The sequence below is a fragment of the Nitrincola sp. genome (assembly GCF_048264025.1).
Classification (GTDB): domain Bacteria; phylum Pseudomonadota; class Gammaproteobacteria; order Pseudomonadales; family Balneatricaceae; genus Nitrincola.
The window spans coordinates 163,758-181,305 of the sequence record NZ_JBLXDN010000004.1 but is presented as its reverse complement, the minus strand read 5'-3'; the positions used below and the strand labels follow the sequence as shown (position 1 = coordinate 181,305).

The 17,548-nt window shown below is 51.8% G+C and carries 14 protein-coding genes and 1 other annotated feature; of the genes, 10 read left to right on the top strand and 4 right to left on the bottom strand.

The window, feature by feature from the left end; all coding sequences use genetic code 11:
• Positions 1-197: 197 nt before the first annotated feature.
• The gene (locus ACN0R1_RS05205) at positions 198-1,409 is read right to left on the bottom strand and encodes a CaiB/BaiF CoA transferase family protein (RefSeq protein ID WP_417580624.1); all 1,212 of its coding nucleotides are present in this window, start codon (positions 1,407-1,409) and stop codon (positions 198-200) included.
• A 24-nt stretch (positions 1,410-1,433) separates the two neighbouring features.
• Positions 1,434-2,612 (bottom strand): acyl-CoA dehydrogenase, encoded by a 1,179-nt coding sequence (locus ACN0R1_RS05200; RefSeq protein WP_417580622.1) that lies wholly within the window; start codon positions 2,610-2,612, stop codon positions 1,434-1,436.
• A gap of 273 nt (positions 2,613-2,885) precedes the next feature.
• Between ACN0R1_RS05200 and ACN0R1_RS05195 the strand changes: the two genes are divergently transcribed.
• The 7 genes from ACN0R1_RS05195 (at position 2,886) to ACN0R1_RS05165 (ending at position 11,694) form a co-directional block, all read left to right on the top strand.
• The gene (locus tag ACN0R1_RS05195; protein ID WP_417580620.1) at positions 2,886-4,649 is read left to right on the top strand and encodes a sensor histidine kinase; all 1,764 of its coding nucleotides are present in this window, start codon (positions 2,886-2,888) and stop codon (positions 4,647-4,649) included.
• The gene (locus ACN0R1_RS05190; RefSeq protein WP_417580618.1) at positions 4,646-6,004 is read left to right on the top strand and encodes a sigma-54-dependent transcriptional regulator; all 1,359 of its coding nucleotides are present in this window, start codon (positions 4,646-4,648) and stop codon (positions 6,002-6,004) included. The genes ACN0R1_RS05195 and ACN0R1_RS05190 overlap by 4 nt, the downstream gene beginning before the upstream one ends.
• Positions 6,005-6,346: 342 nt before the next feature.
• Positions 6,347-7,282 (top strand): TAXI family TRAP transporter solute-binding subunit, encoded by a 936-nt coding sequence (locus ACN0R1_RS05185; protein ID WP_417580636.1) that lies wholly within the window; start codon positions 6,347-6,349, stop codon positions 7,280-7,282.
• Between the two features lie 9 nt (positions 7,283-7,291).
• Positions 7,292-7,780, top strand: a complete 489-nt coding sequence (locus ACN0R1_RS05180; protein WP_417580616.1) for a DUF1850 domain-containing protein — start codon at positions 7,292-7,294, stop codon at positions 7,778-7,780.
• Positions 7,781-7,825: 45 nt separating this feature from the next.
• Positions 7,826-9,847: a TRAP transporter permease gene (locus ACN0R1_RS05175; RefSeq protein ID WP_417580614.1), complete on the top strand. Its 2,022-nt coding sequence runs from the start codon at positions 7,826-7,828 to the stop codon at positions 9,845-9,847.
• The gene (locus tag ACN0R1_RS05170; RefSeq protein WP_417580612.1) at positions 9,813-10,631 is read left to right on the top strand and encodes a FadR/GntR family transcriptional regulator; all 819 of its coding nucleotides are present in this window, start codon (positions 9,813-9,815) and stop codon (positions 10,629-10,631) included. Before ACN0R1_RS05175 ends, ACN0R1_RS05170 begins: the two co-directional genes overlap by 35 nt.
• 145 nt (positions 10,632-10,776) lie before the next feature.
• Positions 10,777-11,694, top strand: a complete 918-nt coding sequence (locus tag ACN0R1_RS05165; protein ID WP_417580610.1) for a DMT family transporter — start codon at positions 10,777-10,779, stop codon at positions 11,692-11,694.
• On the opposite strand, the gene ACN0R1_RS05160 is transcribed toward ACN0R1_RS05165, so the two are convergent.
• Together ACN0R1_RS05160 and ACN0R1_RS05155 are read right to left on the bottom strand one after the other, a co-directional pair.
• Positions 11,689-12,000: a helix-turn-helix transcriptional regulator gene (locus ACN0R1_RS05160; RefSeq protein WP_417580608.1), complete on the bottom strand. Its 312-nt coding sequence runs from the start codon at positions 11,998-12,000 to the stop codon at positions 11,689-11,691. The two genes, ACN0R1_RS05165 and ACN0R1_RS05160, sit on opposite strands and share 6 nt — an antisense overlap.
• Complete coding sequence (locus ACN0R1_RS05155; RefSeq protein ID WP_417580634.1) at positions 11,997-13,346, bottom strand: type II toxin-antitoxin system HipA family toxin; 1,350 nt, start codon at positions 13,344-13,346, stop codon at positions 11,997-11,999. Before ACN0R1_RS05155 ends, ACN0R1_RS05160 begins: the two co-directional genes overlap by 4 nt.
• 227 nt (positions 13,347-13,573) lie before the next feature.
• Here ACN0R1_RS05155 and ACN0R1_RS05150 point away from each other — a divergent pair.
• The 3 genes from ACN0R1_RS05150 (at position 13,574) to ACN0R1_RS05140 (ending at position 17,513) form a co-directional block, all read left to right on the top strand.
• Positions 13,574-14,796, top strand: a protein-coding gene (locus tag ACN0R1_RS05150) for an IS3 family transposase (protein WP_417579281.1) whose coding sequence is annotated in 2 segments (ribosomal slippage) — positions 13,574-13,862 and positions 13,862-14,796 — 1,224 coding nt in all. Because the reading frame shifts where the segments join, the coding sequence is not laid out codon by codon here.
• Positions 13,852-13,968 (top strand) — a sequence feature (AL1L pseudoknot). It overlaps the preceding gene by 117 nt.
• A gap of 309 nt (positions 14,797-15,105) precedes the next feature.
• The gene (locus tag ACN0R1_RS05145) at positions 15,106-16,860 is read left to right on the top strand and encodes a chloride channel protein (RefSeq protein WP_417580606.1); all 1,755 of its coding nucleotides are present in this window, start codon (positions 15,106-15,108) and stop codon (positions 16,858-16,860) included.
• Between the two features lie 35 nt (positions 16,861-16,895).
• On the top strand, positions 16,896-17,513 hold the full coding sequence (locus ACN0R1_RS05140; protein ID WP_417580604.1) for a LysE family translocator: 618 nt from the start codon (positions 16,896-16,898) through the stop codon (positions 17,511-17,513).
• Positions 17,514-17,548: the final 35 nt, after the last annotated feature.

Sequence of the window (17,548 nt, the reverse complement as noted above, 5' to 3'; positions counted from 1 at the left end):
ATTCTTCATAGGACTCGCCTCTCTTTACTCAGATGCCGGTTTGCTTTCTCTACAGATTAAGCATGGCACATTGTTAGAGGGGCGGGTCCATCTTATTTCCTACAAATACATTACCGTGTAGGAGCTCACTCTGTGAGCGAACCCCACCAAATCGCCCGCAGAGCGGGCTCCTACAATGTCGCGAATAATGCACACCCTCAAATAACACCCTTAGCTTTAAGATCAGCCAACGTCTGAGCATCTAGCCCAAGATGGCTACGCAAAATAGCCTCCGTATGCTCTCCGAGCATTGGCGGTGCGGTGGGGGCATTCAGTGCTTCGCCGTTAAAGCGGATAGGGTTGCTGACCAGACTGACTTCACCATCCTCAGGATGCGAGCGGGTGATTTTCAGGCCGCGATGTTTCACCTGTGGATCATCAAACACCCGATCCAGGGTATTGATCGGCCCACAAGGCACACCCACCTGCTCCAGCGACACCAGCCACTCATCGGTGGTTTTCTGACGCATAGGCTCAAGTAACAGCGGAATTAATTCACTACGATGCTGTACGCGCAAGGCATTGCTGGCAAAACGTGGATCACCGGCTAAAGCCGCACAACCCGCGGTTTCACAAAAACGCCGGAACTGGCCATCATTTCCCACGGCCAGAATAATATGGCCATCAGCCGTTGCAAACGCCTGATAGGGCACAATATTCGGATGGGCATTGCCTAACCGCTGCGGCACATCGCCAGAGGTCAGGTAATTGAGTGCCTGATTGGCCAGTACCCCCACCTGCACATCCAGCAGCGCCAGATCGATATAGGTGCCCTCACCGGTGCGTTGACGCTGCAGCAAGGCTGCCATAATGGCATTAGCCGCGTACATACCGGTAAAAATATCGGCAAAGGCTACACCGACCTTTACCGGGCCACCACCCACTTCAGAGTCAGGCTGACCGGTCAGGCTCATCAAGCCCCCCATACCCTGAATCATAAAGTCATAACCGGCACGCTGTGCGTAGGGCCCGTCCTGCCCAAAACCGGTAATGGAGCAATAGATCAGATCAGGCTTGATCGCTTTTAGCGAATCATAATCCAGGTGGTACTTTTTCAGACCACCGACCTTGAAGTTCTCCAGCACCACATCACAAGACGCTACCAGCTGATGCAGCAGCGCCTGGCCGTCGGCACTGGCCATATCGATAGTTACCGACTGTTTGCCGCGGTTTGCTCCCAGGTAATACGCCGCTTCATGCGACTTATCCAACCAGGGCGGCCCCCAGCGACGGGTATCATCACCTTCACCTGGACGCTCGATTTTGATCACTTCAGCCCCGAGATCGGCCAACTGCTGGCTGCACCAGGGGCCGGCCAGAATACGGGACAAGTCCAGTACTCTGACACCCTGTAAGGGTTGTGCCGGCATATTACTTACCTCGTCAGTGGGTGATCAGAAAAACGCCTGAATACCGGTTTGTGCGCGGCCCAGAATCAGACCATGCACATCGTGAGTCCCTTCATAGGTATTCACCGATTCCAGGTTCACCATATGGCGCATCACACCGTACTCATCGGATACACCGTTACCACCATGCATATCACGGGCAACGCGGGCAATATCCAGCGCTTTACCGCAGTTGTTACGCTTGACCATAGAGATCATTTCCGGCGCCCAGTTACCTTCATCCATCAGACGACCTACCTGCAATACTGCCTGCAGACCTAGGGTAATTTCGGTTTGCATATTGGTCAGCTTCATCTGAATCAGCTGCGTAGCCGCCAGCGGACGACCAAACTGCTTGCGATCCAGGGTGTACTGACGTGCCGCATGCCAGCAGAACTCCGCCGCACCCAACACGCCCCAGGCAATACCAAAGCGGGCTTTGTTCAGACAGCCGAACGGGCCCGACAGACCGGTAGCACCAGGCAGCAGATTTTCTTCGGGAACAAAGGCGTTATCCAGGACGATTTCGCCAGTAATAGACGCACGCAGAGACAATTTACCGCTGATTTTCGGTGTACTGAAGCCTTCGGTACCACGCTCAACAATAAAGCCTTTGATCTTGCCCTCATGCGCATCTGATTTAGCCCAAACCACAGCGATATCGGCAATCGGGCTATTAGTGATCCACATTTTCTGGCCGCTGAGCAGATAACCACCATCAACTTTACGGGCACGGGTAATCATCGAACCGGGATCAGAACCATGATCCGGTTCAGTCAGACCAAAACAGCCAATCAGTTCAGCGGTTGCCAGTTTCGGCAGATATTTCTGCTTCTGCTCTTCACTGCCATAGGCTTCGATTGGATGCATAACTAATGAAGACTGCACGCTCATTGCTGAACGGTAACCGGAATCCACGCGCTCTACTTCACGGGCAATCAAACCATAAGACACACTGTTCACACCGGCGCCGCCATAGACTTCAGCAACGGTTGGGCCCAACAGACCCATTTCGCCCATTTCAGTCATAATCTCTTGATCAAAACGCTCTTCACGTGCCGCACTCAGCACACGCGGCTGAAGTTTCTCCTGACAATAGGCGCGCGCGGCGTCCTGAATCTGACGCTCATCATCAGTTAACTGCTGCTCGAAAAAAAACGGGTCATCCCACTGGAACGAAATCATTGTTTGCGCCTCCGCGATAATTGTAATGTGGCAAAGCCATTTCTTATATTTATTATAATAAATAGGAGAAATCAAGTAATTCTATTTTCCATCCGTATCACAGCCTCCTGTAATTCTGGTTAAGAACCACGCCAAGCCAGTAACGTCGGGGTGTGCGCTCAGCTTTGCGGCTGTGATAAGATTCACTTATCTTTGTATCAACAAGCTGTATTATGGCAGGCTTACAAGATTTCAGGGCGGGATATGCAAAAATCAGACAGATCGGTTTGGGAAATGCGCCGCATTTGGCTGGTGGGCTTTCTGCTGCTGCCATTTTTACTGGCACTGACCGCCTGGTTGGGCTTCAGCCATGCCAGGGAGCAGGCCCTGCAACAAGCGGATGAACGCCTTAACCTCTACGCCAGCAGTTTTGAAGGTGCGATCAACAAGTATGATTACCTGCCCTGGATGATTGCGCAGACACCGGATGTTAAGCGACTGTTAGACCAGCCTGATACGCCCCTGACCAACAATATTAATGCGTTTCTGGCACGTACGCGCAGCACCTCACTGGCTGATGAAATCTACTTGATGGATGCTCAGGGGCTGACACTGGCATCCAGTAACTACCAGGAGGCCGAAAGTTTTATTGGCAATAACTACCGCTTCCGTCCTTACTTCAGTGACGCAATCCGCTCCGGCTATGGCGAATTTTTTGCCATAGGCACGACCACCGGACTGCCCGGTTACTTTTTATCTGAGCGTGTCAGCAGCCTAAGCGAAGAGCACCAGGGTGTCGCGGTAGTGAAGGTGGATCTGGAGCCGCTGCAGGCTGACTGGCAATTAGCGGCTGAGAAGGTGTTTGTCTCCGATACTAACAACATCATCGTCCTCTCCAGCCATCCGGAATGGAAATACCGCTATATTGATGCCCTTTCAGATAACCAGTTGGATGACATCCGCCGCAATCGGCAATTCGATGCCATCGAGCTCAAACCGCTGGGCGTTAAACGCAGCCATTACTTTCAGGTCATGCCGGAAGCGGATGGTGAAACAGCCGGGTATTTAAACAAAACCCTGGAACTGTCCCGTCCCGGCTGGTCAATTCATTACCTGGTTCCAGTACTTCCTCTTTACCAGTTCGCCTTTCTGACTGCCGGGCTGGTACTGATTCTGTATATTCTCTGTATCACGGGCGTGCTGTGGATGCGTGAGCGTAGCCGACGGGCGCAAGCCGCCTTAAGCGCCGAACAGCGTTTGCGCGCCCTGAATGACAGTCTGGAGGATCAGGTGATGGATCGTACCGCTGAGCTGGAAAAACGCACCTCCGAGCTGCAGCGCATTCAGCGGGAATTAGTACAATCAGAAAAACTTGCGGCACTGGGCATCATGGCCGCCGGACTATCACACGAACTAAATCAGCCACTTACCGCCGTACGTACCTATGCCGCATCAGGCCGCAAGCTGTTAACACGAGCCCTTTATGAACAGGTGGATACAGCGCTGGATAAAATCATGACCCTGACCAGTCGCATGAGCAATATCACCTCACAGCTGAAAGTGTTTGTGCGTCAAGCACCGGCACAGTTCCAACCGGTGGACTGGTCAGCGCGTATCGATTTTGTGTTGGAAATGCTGGAGCATCGCATTAACCAACAACAGGTCGCCATTCAATCTGACTATCCACCACAGGCTCTGATTCGTGCCGATGATGCCCGTATCGAACAGATACTGGTCAACCTGCTTAGCAACGCCCTCGATGCCGTGTCCTCGACCTCGGAACCACAAGTGAGCATACGCCTGAGAGAGAAAAATGGCGGCTGGCGACTGCAGGTAGAAGACAATGGTCCGGGATTTGCGCCTGAACAGATCAAGCATTTGTTCGAGCCCTTTTATTCGACTAAAAACGTTGGCCAGGGCATGGGGCTCGGGTTATTTATCTGCTACGGACTGATACAGGACCTGGGCGGCAGCATTCGGGCAGAATGCCCCGCTGAAGGCGGTGCACGTTTTGAAGTCTGGCTCCCACTCTCTGAACAAAAGGTAACTGCCGCATGACGCATACAGAATGCAATCAAGTACTCTTGGTGGATGACGATCCCGCCGTGCTCGAAGCGACCCGGCAATGGCTGGAGTTGTCTGACATTCAGGTAACCACCCTGAACGACCCCCTGGCTGCAGAAGAAGTCATCAATGCCGATTTTCCCGGCGTACTGGTGTCCGATATTCGTATGCCAGGCATCAGCGGCACCGAGCTTATGGCCCGGGTCCATGCTAAAGCCCCGGAACTCCCGACGATTTTGATCACCGGGCATGGCGATATTCCCATGGCAGTCGAAGCGATGCGTAACGGTGCCTGGGACTTTCTGGAAAAGCCCTTTGATCCCGAACGGCTTGAAGACATTATTCGCAAGGCCCTGATCACCCGCTCACTGCAACTGGAAAACCTTCGCCTACGTGCGGCCATGCATGATCCGGTCAATAAGCGCTTGCTAGGTAACAGTCAGGCAATGGTGACCCTGCGCCAGCAGGTGCAACGCTTAGCAAAAGTTCAGGCCAATATCCTGATACATGGTGAAACCGGTGCTGGCAAGGAAGCCGTGGCACTGTCTCTGCATGAATGTAGCTCACGTGCACACAAGCCCTTTGTCGCGATTAACTGCGGGGCGCTGACACATGAGCTGGTGGAGTCAGAATTGTTCGGTCATCGCAAAGGCGCCTTTACTGGCGCATTGGAATCGCGTGAAGGCAAACTGGAACTGGCCAGTGGCGGCACTCTGTTCCTGGATGAAATCGAATCCATGCCACTACCGGTACAGATCAAATTATTACGTGCCATTCAGGAGCAGAAGATTGAACGCATCGGCAGCAACCAACTCATCGACCTGGATCTGATTATTATCTCAGCCACCAAAATCGATCTGCTAAAACTGTCAGAACAAGGCCAATTTCGCGAGGATCTCTATTACCGGCTGGCAGTTGCGGAACTGAATATTCCTCCATTACGTGAGCGCCAGGAAGATATCCTGTTACTGTTTAAACACTTTATTTACCAGGCCGCGGAAGTACATGACCTTGAGATAGAAGCCCCCGATGCAGCCTACACTCAGACACTGCTGCATAATCCATGGCGAGGTAATGTTCGCGAACTGCGTAACAAGGCCACCCGCTATGCGCTTGGACTGGAAACCCAAGCCACGGAACAACAGTCTGCGGATACGCCTGTAGGTCTTGCCGCACAGCTGGAAGACTATGAACGTAACTTGATTCGTGACTCACTTATTCGCCAGCAGGGTAATATTCAAAAGGTTATGGATGAGCTACAACTTCCCCGCCGTACACTGAATCAAAAAATGCTACGTTTGGGTCTTCAACGCGATGCACTCAAGAGTATCAGTGATGATAACCCCTGACGGCTAACAAGCAGACTGCAGAGTACGAATCGGCACGAATACGCCGAAGCACCCATATCCATAGGCAACTTTTGGCTCACTAACAGGCTATTTAACCCAAGCAACGCTATTACCAGCCTCTCAAACCCACGCCCATCAGGCATCTACGAAATTTGGCACGTTTTCTGCTAAACGTAAGAGTTGTAAACCTAAACAAACATAATAAAGATTAGGCAATTTCCAAAAACACACTCTACACTCAAGCTACCTGTGAACATCAAAATCACACTGTGATGATGTGGGTGAGTTTTATAAAAATAACCAAGGAGAAACACTATGCGCCGCATTGGCCTTGCATTACTAATGTCTGCAACCCTGGCAGTTCCTGCCGTACATGCTCAACAAAACCTCTCGATCGCTACTGGTGGTACCGGTGGTGTTTACTACCCTATTGGCGGCGGTCTGGCTGAGATGATCGGTCAACACATCGATGGTTATTCAGCGGTAGCTGAAGTTACTGGCGCGTCTGTCGAAAACATGGGGTTGATCCACCGTGAAGATTCAGATTTAGCTATCGCTCTGGCTGATACGGTTTATCAAGCCTATCACGGCACCGGCGCTTTCGAAGGCCGTCAGGTTGAGGATGTTCGCGCTATCGCATCGGTATACCCTAACGCTGTGCAGATCGTTACGCTGCAGGGCTCTGGCATCAACTCACTGGCTGACCTGAAAGGCAAGCGCGTATCCGTCGGTGCACCGGGCAGTGGTACCGAGGTTAACGCCCGTGCTGTCCTGGAATCGAATGGTATCAGTTATGATGACTTTACCGTACAGCGTCTGAACTTCAACGAAACCGCTGATGCTCTGCGAGACAATGACATAGATGCCGGTTTCTGGAGTGTTGGCCCACCAACCAGCTCCATCCTCAGCCTGGCTAACAGCCGTGATATTCAACTGCTTTCTCTGACCGAAGAAGAAGTTCAGAATGCCATGAGCGCAGAAGCGGTTTTCGCACCTTATCAGCTGGCTGCCAACCTGTACGAAGGTATGGATGCACCGGCGAATACTGTCGGGATCCCCAACGTGTTGACTGTTAATGCCGCCATGTCGGAAGAACTCGCCTACCAGATCACCAAGGTGCTGTTTGAAAAAATAGACGAACTGCGTGCAATACACCCTGCCGCTAACGACACGACTGTCGAATTCAGCATGGGTTCAACGCCAATTCCTATGCATCCTGGTGCACTGCGCTATTACGAAGAAGTGGGTGCTGACATCCCTGACCGTCTACGCGAGTAAGGATAAATCATGCCTCAGGGTCAGTTAATGTTGCTTTCCCTGGTTCTGCTGCTGTTGGCCTTGCCCGCAGCAGCAGAACAACAACCCGTTTACACACTGGAAATCAGCAATAGCAAGCAACAGCTCCTGACCCGCTTTCCAGTTCATCAGGGCCGTTGGTGCATGCACTGGAAACATTCGGTAACGGGCATTGCCGTTCAGGATTGCTACCGTACTGATAACCAGCAAATGCTGTTAGACCATTCCTGGCAGCCTGACTTTGCGGCAGGTCTGGGACACTTTGAAGGTCGTGGTACTCTGAGCAGCCACCCACAGGGGGGCTACCTGATTGAAGACATAGATGAACCAGTTGCAGAAAACCGTTTCTGGTTACGTGTGGGTGCTGAAAATGTAGGCCATACCCTAGTCAGTGCCGACAAACAATTAAATCTGAGCAAACTGGCTGCAGGACAACGTCTGCAACTCCAGCTTGTAACCGATGTACAACCTGACAATTAAAACCCATAACAAAAAACAGCCAGACATCCGGCCGGAGTGACATGCATGACGGATAGCAAAAGCGCGGTACCTTCACTGGATACCATTAGTTTCCCCAAAGATTCCGGGCCGCGTCCGGTACTTTGGCTAATCACCTTCATTGCGATTGGCCTCTCCCTATTTCAGCTTTACAGTTCGGGCATACAGCCACTCGGGCTTTTCTACCAGCGTGGTATTCACCTTGCTCTGGTACTGATGCTGACCTTTTTAATTTTTCCACCCCTGAGCAAACGTAACCGCGGCCCTTTCCTCTGGTTGATCGATATCGTCTTCTTCGCTGCGGCGGCCTATTCTGGCTTTTATCTGGTCTTTTATCTGGATGAAATCATCAATCGTGCCGGTTTCTGGTCACAGACGGATATTGTCGTAGCCTGCATAACCACAGTAGTCGTACTGGAAGCCAGTCGTCGTGCTGTAGGTTTTGGTCTGACCCTGATAGGTATTGTCGCCATAATCTATGCTCTTGCAGGGGCACGCGGTGAGCTGCCTTGGTTAGGTGAGTGGCTACCCGGCATCCTTAATCACCGGGGCTACACACTAGACCGTATTGCTGGCCAGCTGTATCTGGGCCAGGAAGGTATTTTTGGTCTCCCGCTGGGGGTTGCCGCCACCTTTGTGTTTATCTTCGTGTTATTTGGTGCGTTTCTGGAAGTTACCGGTGCAGGTAAGTTCTTTATTGACCTGGCGTTTGCCGGTACAGGACGTCAGCGCGGAGGACCGGCTAAAGCCGCAGTACTGGCATCAGCCAGCATGGGTTCGATCTCGGGGAGTTCGATTGCCAACGTGGTTACCACCGGTGCTTTCACCATTCCGCTAATGAAGCGCCTGGGCTACAAACCCGCACAGGCTGGGGGCATTGAAGCCGCCGCCAGTACCGGTGGCCAGATTATGCCACCGCTAATGGGGGCCGGTGCCTTCCTGATAGCGGAATACACCCGCGTACCCTATGTTGAAATCATAAAAGTCAGTGTGTTTCCGGCGCTGCTTTACTTCGCTACTGTCTATCTGTTTGTGCATATTATTGCGATCAAACAGGGCATGCACGGCATGGCCAAAAGTGAATTGCCGGTGCTGCGTGAAGTCATGAACCGTGGCTGGTTCTTCCTGCTTCCCTTGATCATGCTAGTGTATTTGCTGGTGACCGGCATTTCTCCCATGCGCGTGGGCTTCTATGCGGTAATGGGTATTATCGTGATCGCTGGCCTGAATGGACTATACCTGGCCTTCAAACGTGGCCAACAGAACAACAATTTATCTCAGGAACTGGTCGAAACAGCCAAATCCGGCGGACACAAAATGATGCTGGGTCTGGAGCTGGGTGCACGCAATGCAGTCTCCGTCAGTGTCGCCTGTGCTGTGGCCGGGATCGTTGTTGCTGTTGTCGGTCTGACAGGACTGGGGCTGAAGTTCTCCTCCATGATGATCGCTTTCTCTGGCGGTAATATTCTTCTGGCGTTGCTGCTGGTGATCATTGCCAGCTTGATTCTGGGCTTGGGTCTTCCGGTAACCGCCAGCTACATTGTCCTGATTGTATTGGTAGGCCCGGCGCTGACCAATGAGTTTGGCATTCCATTGCTGGTCGCACATCTGCTGGTGTTCTGGTACTCACAGGATTCCAATGTCACACCGCCGGTGGCATTGGCGGCATTTGCCGCCGCCGCCATAGCCGGGAGTAAAACCATGGAAACCAGTGTGCAATCCTGGAAATTTGCTAAAGGGCTGTACCTGATACCGCTGTACATGGTGTTTAATCCGGAAATCATCATGGGCGGCACCTGGCCGGTGCTGATCTGGAAAGGTGCCATGATTATCATCGCCCTGGTTGCCTTTGCCGCCGCGATTGAGGGCTTCCTGTTCACCTGGATAAAACACTGGATGCGCCTGATCCTGATAAGCTGTACCATTGCACTTTTCTTCCCGATTGCAATAGTCCAGGCAATCAGTGCCGCACTTGTGATCTTGCTGCTGTTGATCAATTACACACAGGAGCAACGTGCCACTGCTGTCAGCCAGCCACAATCGGGCTAAGCTATTACTGACAGAAGAGATGTTGATGAGCAAGGCACTGACAGCCGCTGAATTTCCGAAGCGCATGAAGCGCGCTGATCAAATCGTCGAGGCGGTCAAACGCTGGGTAGTCACCCAAGACATCCAGCCGGGTGACCGCCTACCGAACGAAAAGGCACTCACTGAACTCTTCGAATGCTCCAAGGGCACTGTCCGAGAAGCCCTGAAATCCCTCGAAGTTCAGGGGCTGATCACTGTACGCACCGGCCCCAACGGCGGTGCTATTCTGGCCGAAGTCCCCTACGGACATGCCTCGCAAATGCTGCGCAACTTCTTGCACTTCCAGCACACCAGTGGTCCGGATATTTATGGTCTACGCAAACTTATTGAGCCTGAAATTGCTGTACTGGCAACCGATAAACTCAACGAAGACGACCTGAACGAACTCCAACGCCTCACCGATCTTTGTGCCACCGCCCCCACAGATATCCAGCAACGCCTGGAACAACGCATGTCCGAACTGGACTTCCACATTCTGCTGGCTGATCGCTGCGGCAATCCGATTCTCGGCTTTATGGGTCGTTTTCTGAATGATCTGCTCAAGGATCTTGTGATATACAAGAAAGTACAACTGCCGGAGCAGATCGAGTTTTCAAAATCCAACCTCCAGTACCACCATGCACTGGTGAAGGCGTTCCACCAGCGTGATACCCAGCAGGTCCGCCAATTGATGCTGGAACACATGCAAGCGGCTGAAGCCTTCAACATAGAACTCGAAGCCCGGCTCTCAACACAATTTCTGTAGGAGCTCACTTGTAGGAGCTCGCTCCGCGAGCGAACATGAATCGCCCGGGGACCGGGCTCCTACAATAATAACACCCTGTAGGAGCTCCCACAGATCGAGCTCCCACAACCGGGCCCCTACAAAAATAACAATGGGATTCATCACCATGTTCGACCGCTTACCTATACGACTCAAAGGCTACCTGATCACCGGTGCCGGGGTTATCATGCTGTCCCCGGATGCCTTGATTGTTAAAGACACCCAGGTAGACATACCTGTGTTCGTGTTCTGGCGTGCGTTGCTAATGATCTGTGTACTGACCCTGCTGGCCTTCTGGCGCTATAAAACCCAGTTACCCGCCGCGATTAAACGCTGTGGCAGTGCACTGTGGATCTGCCCCTTGGCCATAGCGACCAGTTCCTGGGTATTTGTCGGCGCCAACCGGCTCACTGCCGCCGGAAACGTACTGGTCATCCAGAACATGGCGCCACTGATTGCCGGACTGCTGGGATTATTCTTCTTCCATCAGAAACTGCGGCTGCAAACCTGGATCGTTATCCTCCTATGTATTGCCGGTGCCATCATGATGCTGTCGGGTGAAATGGAAGCCGGTAACCCCATGGGCCTGCTGATCGCCGCCATCCTGCCCATATCCATGGCGATCAACACCACGGTCGCCAGTGCACAAAAGGGGATAGATACCACCGTACTCCTGCCTTTTGCTGGCATTGCTATGTTAGTTCCGGCCATTCTGATGGGTGGCGTGGCCATGCCCCCCTGGGACGACATGAAACGCATTCTACTGCTCGGGCTGATCTTTCTACCCGCGGCTTACTATTTGATTCAAAGCGGCCCTCGCTACATTACCGGCGCCGAAGTCAGCCTGATGCTGATCCTGGAAACCCTGCTCGGCACCCTGCTGGTCTGGTGGTGGGTCGGTGAATTACCAACGACCATGGCCTTCCTCGGTGGCGGCCTGATTCTGCTGGTACTCACCTCCAGCGCCCTGCTGGATCTCTACCGCATGAACCTGAAATCCCGACGAGGCGTGCCTGATCCCAGGGATCTGGAAAAACCCTCATAAAGCATCGGCATCACCCACCAGCTTTTGCAACAACCCCCTGGATCTTGGCAGCAATCCGACCTTTAGCCCCAGGGGTTTAAAAACTCGGTTCATAACCGTTAAGGTTAACTGTGCCTTATCACGCTCAATATCCGATAATGTACGACGACTGATACCTACCAGAGTCGCATACTGTTCCTGGGTCAGCCCAAGCACTTGCTTGCGTAACCGCTGCAATAACATGCCTTCTGTTATTTCATCCTTGTACAAGGCTTGTACCAACGCCAGCAAAAGCGCTTCTCGCTCATCGCCAGACAGGTTTTTCAAATTAACCTCCATCGCTTAAGTCGCGACTCAATACTTGCCATGCCCATAGCTGGAATAGTCAGTAATTGTTCTGAGACCCCACGTTTCTCCAGACGCTGTCGTAATCCAATAAGCTGTGCAGCCAGGCTACGAAGGTCATCCATAAGACGTTCAGGGTCTGCTATCGACTCCAACTCTGCAGTAATGCCGAGCCAGTTGAACTCCCCACCCTGCTCATAAGGCGCCCCCCATTTCATTGTCCTTATAATTCCTTCAGGATCAGCTTTCATGGGCGCAAAATCATAAACAGGTGCCAAGTTGATGCCATCTGGAGTCTTTAAAAAAGCGCTATTTCTGCCATGATTATCGGAGTTTGCAAATATCACATTTAGCAGATCACGTTGTAACCACTGACTGACAAAACGCTGCTGATCAAAGGGCTCTCCTCGTTCTACAACACGGTATTGGTCAACAAGCTTTGAAACCAACTGCTGCAGAACATCAAAATGATTTAAGAAGCTGCCGGCCTCTTTATTGAGTATTGAATAGACTGATTCCAGTCCAAACCGATGTATTTGCTTATTCTCAAACATCACATCAAAGCGGGGCAACCAAAGTGACGGATAGCGAGTACCCTCAATCAGACGCATCCCCTCGACTGAGATAGAATCCACTCCCAGTAATGCCAGTTCATGATAAAAATGAAACTCCGCACGAAGTATGTCGCAATCGATCAAGGACATCTTCCCTCTGGGAAACTTCACCAAATAGAAATTATCCGGCTGACCTGGATCATCTTGCCAAGTATCTATCCAGATTCTGTCATCCTTAGTGCAGCGCAAGATTAACTTGGGTGCCTCTCCCCCGGCCCCAGTTGCACCGCCACTTGCCGCCCCCATTTCCTGGGCATAATCGAGAAAATCGACCTGGCGCTCGACAACATCATCAATGTCAAATCGCCTATTTTCAAGCAAATCATAAGCTTCACGTGAGGGTAATGCATTACGAATACGCATATTGCCGACAGGTGCGATGGCGCCCTTTTCCAGCAACAAACTATCCTGCTCACCCCTAGATAAATGGCTTATTCCCAAACGCGTTATCCAATGCCGACGACTGGCCCCAGCCGGAACGATATCGTCCATAAACCCGAACCACCGATCAGCCGTATGGTGTAGCATCAACTCAACTGGCAGGTTCAGGCTGCAAGCATACTCATCATCCCTATACATCCAGTTAAGGGCATACACTTGATCATAAATTAACCTTACTGCGCCTTGGCGACCTTTATTGGCCTGTAACAGCTCTAATACTGCCGCCTGATGCCATTGACCAGAATGGTAAATTTCTATGTAAAGCTCCATCAGCCACCCTGTTTGAGTATATATTTGCTCAAAATATAGCAGAAGCCATGCATATTGTGAAATATTTTGCTCAAATCACATTTTTCACTACTTGGGCTGGCACTGACTTTAGAAAGAGCACCCCAAGAGAAAGCCAGGTAGTGCTATGGCTCCATTAAAAGAACTCGCCGAACGCAAGACTGAATCACACCGGCTTTCGTGGAGGCCTATTTCTTTGAGAGAATAAGGCTATGAAAAACTCTAACAGATACTCCCCCGAAGTTCGTGAGCGTGCCGTGCGTATGGTTCAAGAACACCTGAATGATTATCCATCTGAGTGGGCCGCTATTGAGTCCATTGCACCTAAGATTGGCTGTGTACCTCAGACCCTCCACGGCTGGTTACGCCGCCATCAGACGGATACAGGTCAGCGCTCTGGTCAAACCACTGATGAGCGTGAACGCATGAAAGCGCTTGAGCGTGAGAATCGAGAGCTGCGCAAAGCCAATGAAATTCTTCGACTAGCTAGTGCTTATTTTGCCAAGGCGGAGCTCGACCGCCGTACCAAACATTGATTGCTTTTGTTGATGAGTATCGTGACCAATACGGAGTCGAGCCGATCTGTCGAATCCTGCAGATTGCTCCGTCGGGTTACTACAAGCAGGTCGCCAGAGCTCGTGATCCTGAGTTGCGCCCTGACCGCAGTAAACGGGATGACCAGCTCTGTGTTGAAATCCAGCGTGTCTGGGATGACAACATGCAATGTTACGGTGTAGTCAAGGTCTGGAAGCAGCTTCTACGGGAGCAGGTTGAGGTGGCTCGATGCACCGTGAGGCGCCTGATGCAGCGTCTTGGCTTACAGGGTGTGCGTCGAGGCCAAGCTGTCCGCACCACGGTACCGGATGATAAAGCCGCCTACCCACAAGACAGGGTTCAGCGCTATTTCCATGCTGATCAGCCCAACCAGTTGTGGGTATCGGACTTCACGTATGTCTCGACCTGGCAGGGTTGGCTCTATGTGGCTTTTGTGATCGATGTCTTTGCACGTCGCATTGTGGGCTGGCGGGTCAGCAACCGTATGCAGACTGATTTCGTTCTGGATGCACTGGAGCAGGCCTTGCATGAACGTCAACCACATCGGGCCGGAGGGCTGATCCATCACAGTGACCGAGGTAGCCAGTATGTTTCCATCCGATACACTGAGCGCCTAGCCGAGGCCAATATAGAGCCTTCTGTGGGCAGTAAAGGAGACAGCTACGACAATGCATTGGCTGAGACCCTCAATGGCTTGTACAAGGCTGAGGTGATCCACCGCCAATCATGGAAGAGCCGTGAAGCCGTTGAGATGGCCACTCTGAAATGGGTGCATTGGTATAACCATCAGCGGCTACTGGGTTCGATTGGGTATATACCTCCAGCGGAAGCTGAGGCAAACTACTATCAGCACCAAACTGGTCAGGCTATAGCGGCCTGACTTAAAGCAAACTGCCTCCACAAAACCCGGTACGATTCACATACATGCTGTAGTAAAGAACGAGAACTTTCGTCATGTTGTTTCTCCTAAGGATTAACGTTGAGACAGATGAAGCTCAAGCTAGTCTGATGAACCGGTAGCGTCTGTATGTTATCGCACGGAGAGAGCCCGTAGGTTTATTTTTCATGATGCTGGTCAATATGGTCGGCACGCGATTTGGACGGCTGGTAGTCGGACCTACTGCTGGACCTGCTCAACCACCAGCGTTTACACTGCCAGCTTTTATAGAGTGCGGCGGAATAGCACATCATGGCCGGTGGTTTAATCAAAACAACGAATCAGTATGCATTGAAACAGGTCTCACTGGTTATCAAAATGGCTGGTCTGGGCTTGGTGATTGGTGTTACCGGAGCGATTCTGGCGATTGCTTTTGTAGCGGGTGTGCAGTGGTTAAATGATACGCTGCTGGTTGCTCTCCTGGGACAAGTAAAGGAAGAGTACAGCCTGTCTATTATTGTTGCAGCGACCATTGCGGTGCCCACGCTGGGTGGTCTACTGGTGGGAATTATACAGCAGTCACTTAAAGAGCATCGCTCACACACACCCGCGGATATCATTGCAGCGGTGCAAACCCGGCGTGGTCGCTTGCCTGCTCGGCCAGCCACCCTGTCCGGCCTTGCAGCACTGGTATCACTGGGCAGTGGTGCTTCAGTGGGTCAGTACGGCCCGTTGGTGCATATGGGCGGGTCTTTGGGATCAGTTTGGGCTCGGCTCTTTCGAGCCGATGTTACGCTGGATAATATAGCTATTGCTTGTGGTGTGGCTGTCGCAATTTCTACAGTTTTTAATGCACCAATTGCTGGCATTTTATTCGCCCATGAGGTGATTCTGCGTCACTATGCCTTGCGTGCTTTTGCTCCCGTTGCTGTTGCGTCTGTTGTCGGGTATTTGGCAACTAATGTTATGTTGCCACAACCTCCCCTGTTTTATATTGAAGCCGCTAGCGTGCTGCATCACTGGGAATATGGGCTGTTTCTGTTGCTGGGTGTTGCCAGTGCATTACTCGCCGTGGGTTATATGCAAGCGATACTCCTGGCCAGTCGTGTCGCGCAACACCTGTCCTTGCCCAGTGTATTTAAGCCCGCCTTCGCTGGGGCTTTGCTTGGATTGATGGCGCTATGGGTTCCCGAAATTCTAGGTGTCGGTGGCGAAACCTTGCGACTGATCTTTGTTGAAGGGTCTTTTGGTGCGGTTGATCTGCTGACCCTATTGGTGTTAAAGCTGATCGCTACCGCCTTGTGCCTGGGTTTTGGGTTTGCTGGCGGCGTGTTTAGCCCGGCTTTGCTCATTGGCAGTTTATTTGGTGCACTTTTTGCGACCTTGTTGGGTATGGTTTTGGGCGATACTCTTATGCTGTCGAGCCTTGCCGTCTATGCCATTTGTGGCATGATTGCGGTATCCGCTCCTGTTATTGGCGCCCCACTAACCACTGTAGTGATTGTTTTTGAACTGACAGGCAATTACGAATTAACTATCGCGGCCCTGGCCAGTGTCGCCTTAGCAAATCTGTTCGCTTCTCAATGGTTTGATAGGTCATTGTTTGACCGTCAGTTGCGTGATCGAGGCCTGGACTTGTCCGGCGGCCGCAGCAAGGCTTTGTTAATGTCACGTAGCATCCAGGACCTGACCAGTGATCACTATTTGTCATTACCTGAGCAAGTCACCGTGGGCGAAGCCTGTCGGTCTATGGCACAGTTTGGATCTTCCGATGCTTATATCGTCGATGCCAAGAAGTGTTATCAAGGTACCGTGCACCTGGCATCACTTACCGGCGTCGATTCCGAATTACTAGCCAAGTCCTTTGTTCAGGTTAAAGATTGTGCACTCCAGGCTGACACATCACTTTGGTCTGCCATGTATGTGCTACGTCACTTTATCGGTGAAGGTGTGCCGGTAATCGATGCGCAGCAGCATATAGTGGGCACCGTGTTTGAGTCGGACTTGATAAGTGCCTACCTGGACTTAATGGAAGAGATGCGCAAAGAAGAATATGCTACCCCTTAAGTTAATACCCTTAATGTGATGCAAGGAATAAATTTATGTCACTTATGCTTTGGTTATCGTTATTGCTGATCTGTGTACTGGGCGCCATGTCCCCGGGGCCCAGTCTTGCTGTAGTCTTGCGGCAGACGGTCAGCAATGGACGGGGGCACGGCATTGTTGCTGGCTGTGCTCATGCGTTGGGGGTTGGTGTTTGGGCAATTGCAACTGTCTGGGGGCTGGGTCTGCTGGTCAGCCAGCATCAGTTGGCTTATCAGTTGGTTAGCTGGCTGGGAGCCGGGTATCTGGCGTGGATTGGCTATAATGCGCTGCGTTATGCATCATCACCTACACTGGTGGCAGAAACCGGTGCCAGGGAAAGCTATTGGAAAGCGGCCGGATCCGGCGCGCTGATCTCATTACTTAATCCAAAACTGGCAGTGTTTTTTACTGCATTGTTTGCGCAATTCGTTAGTGTTGAACAGACCTTGCAGGATCAGATCATTATGGTGCTGACAGCAACACTGGTGGATGGCATTTGGTATTCACTTGTAGCAATGCTGTTCTCTCATGCTTACCTATTAACCTGGTTACGTCGGCACATGAAGCGTCTGGAACAACTGACGGGGGTGGTGTTGATTGGTCTTTCGATCCGGGTTGTGGCGGCTACCCAATAGTTGATAACACAACGACTGGGTAGGCTCGAAGACTA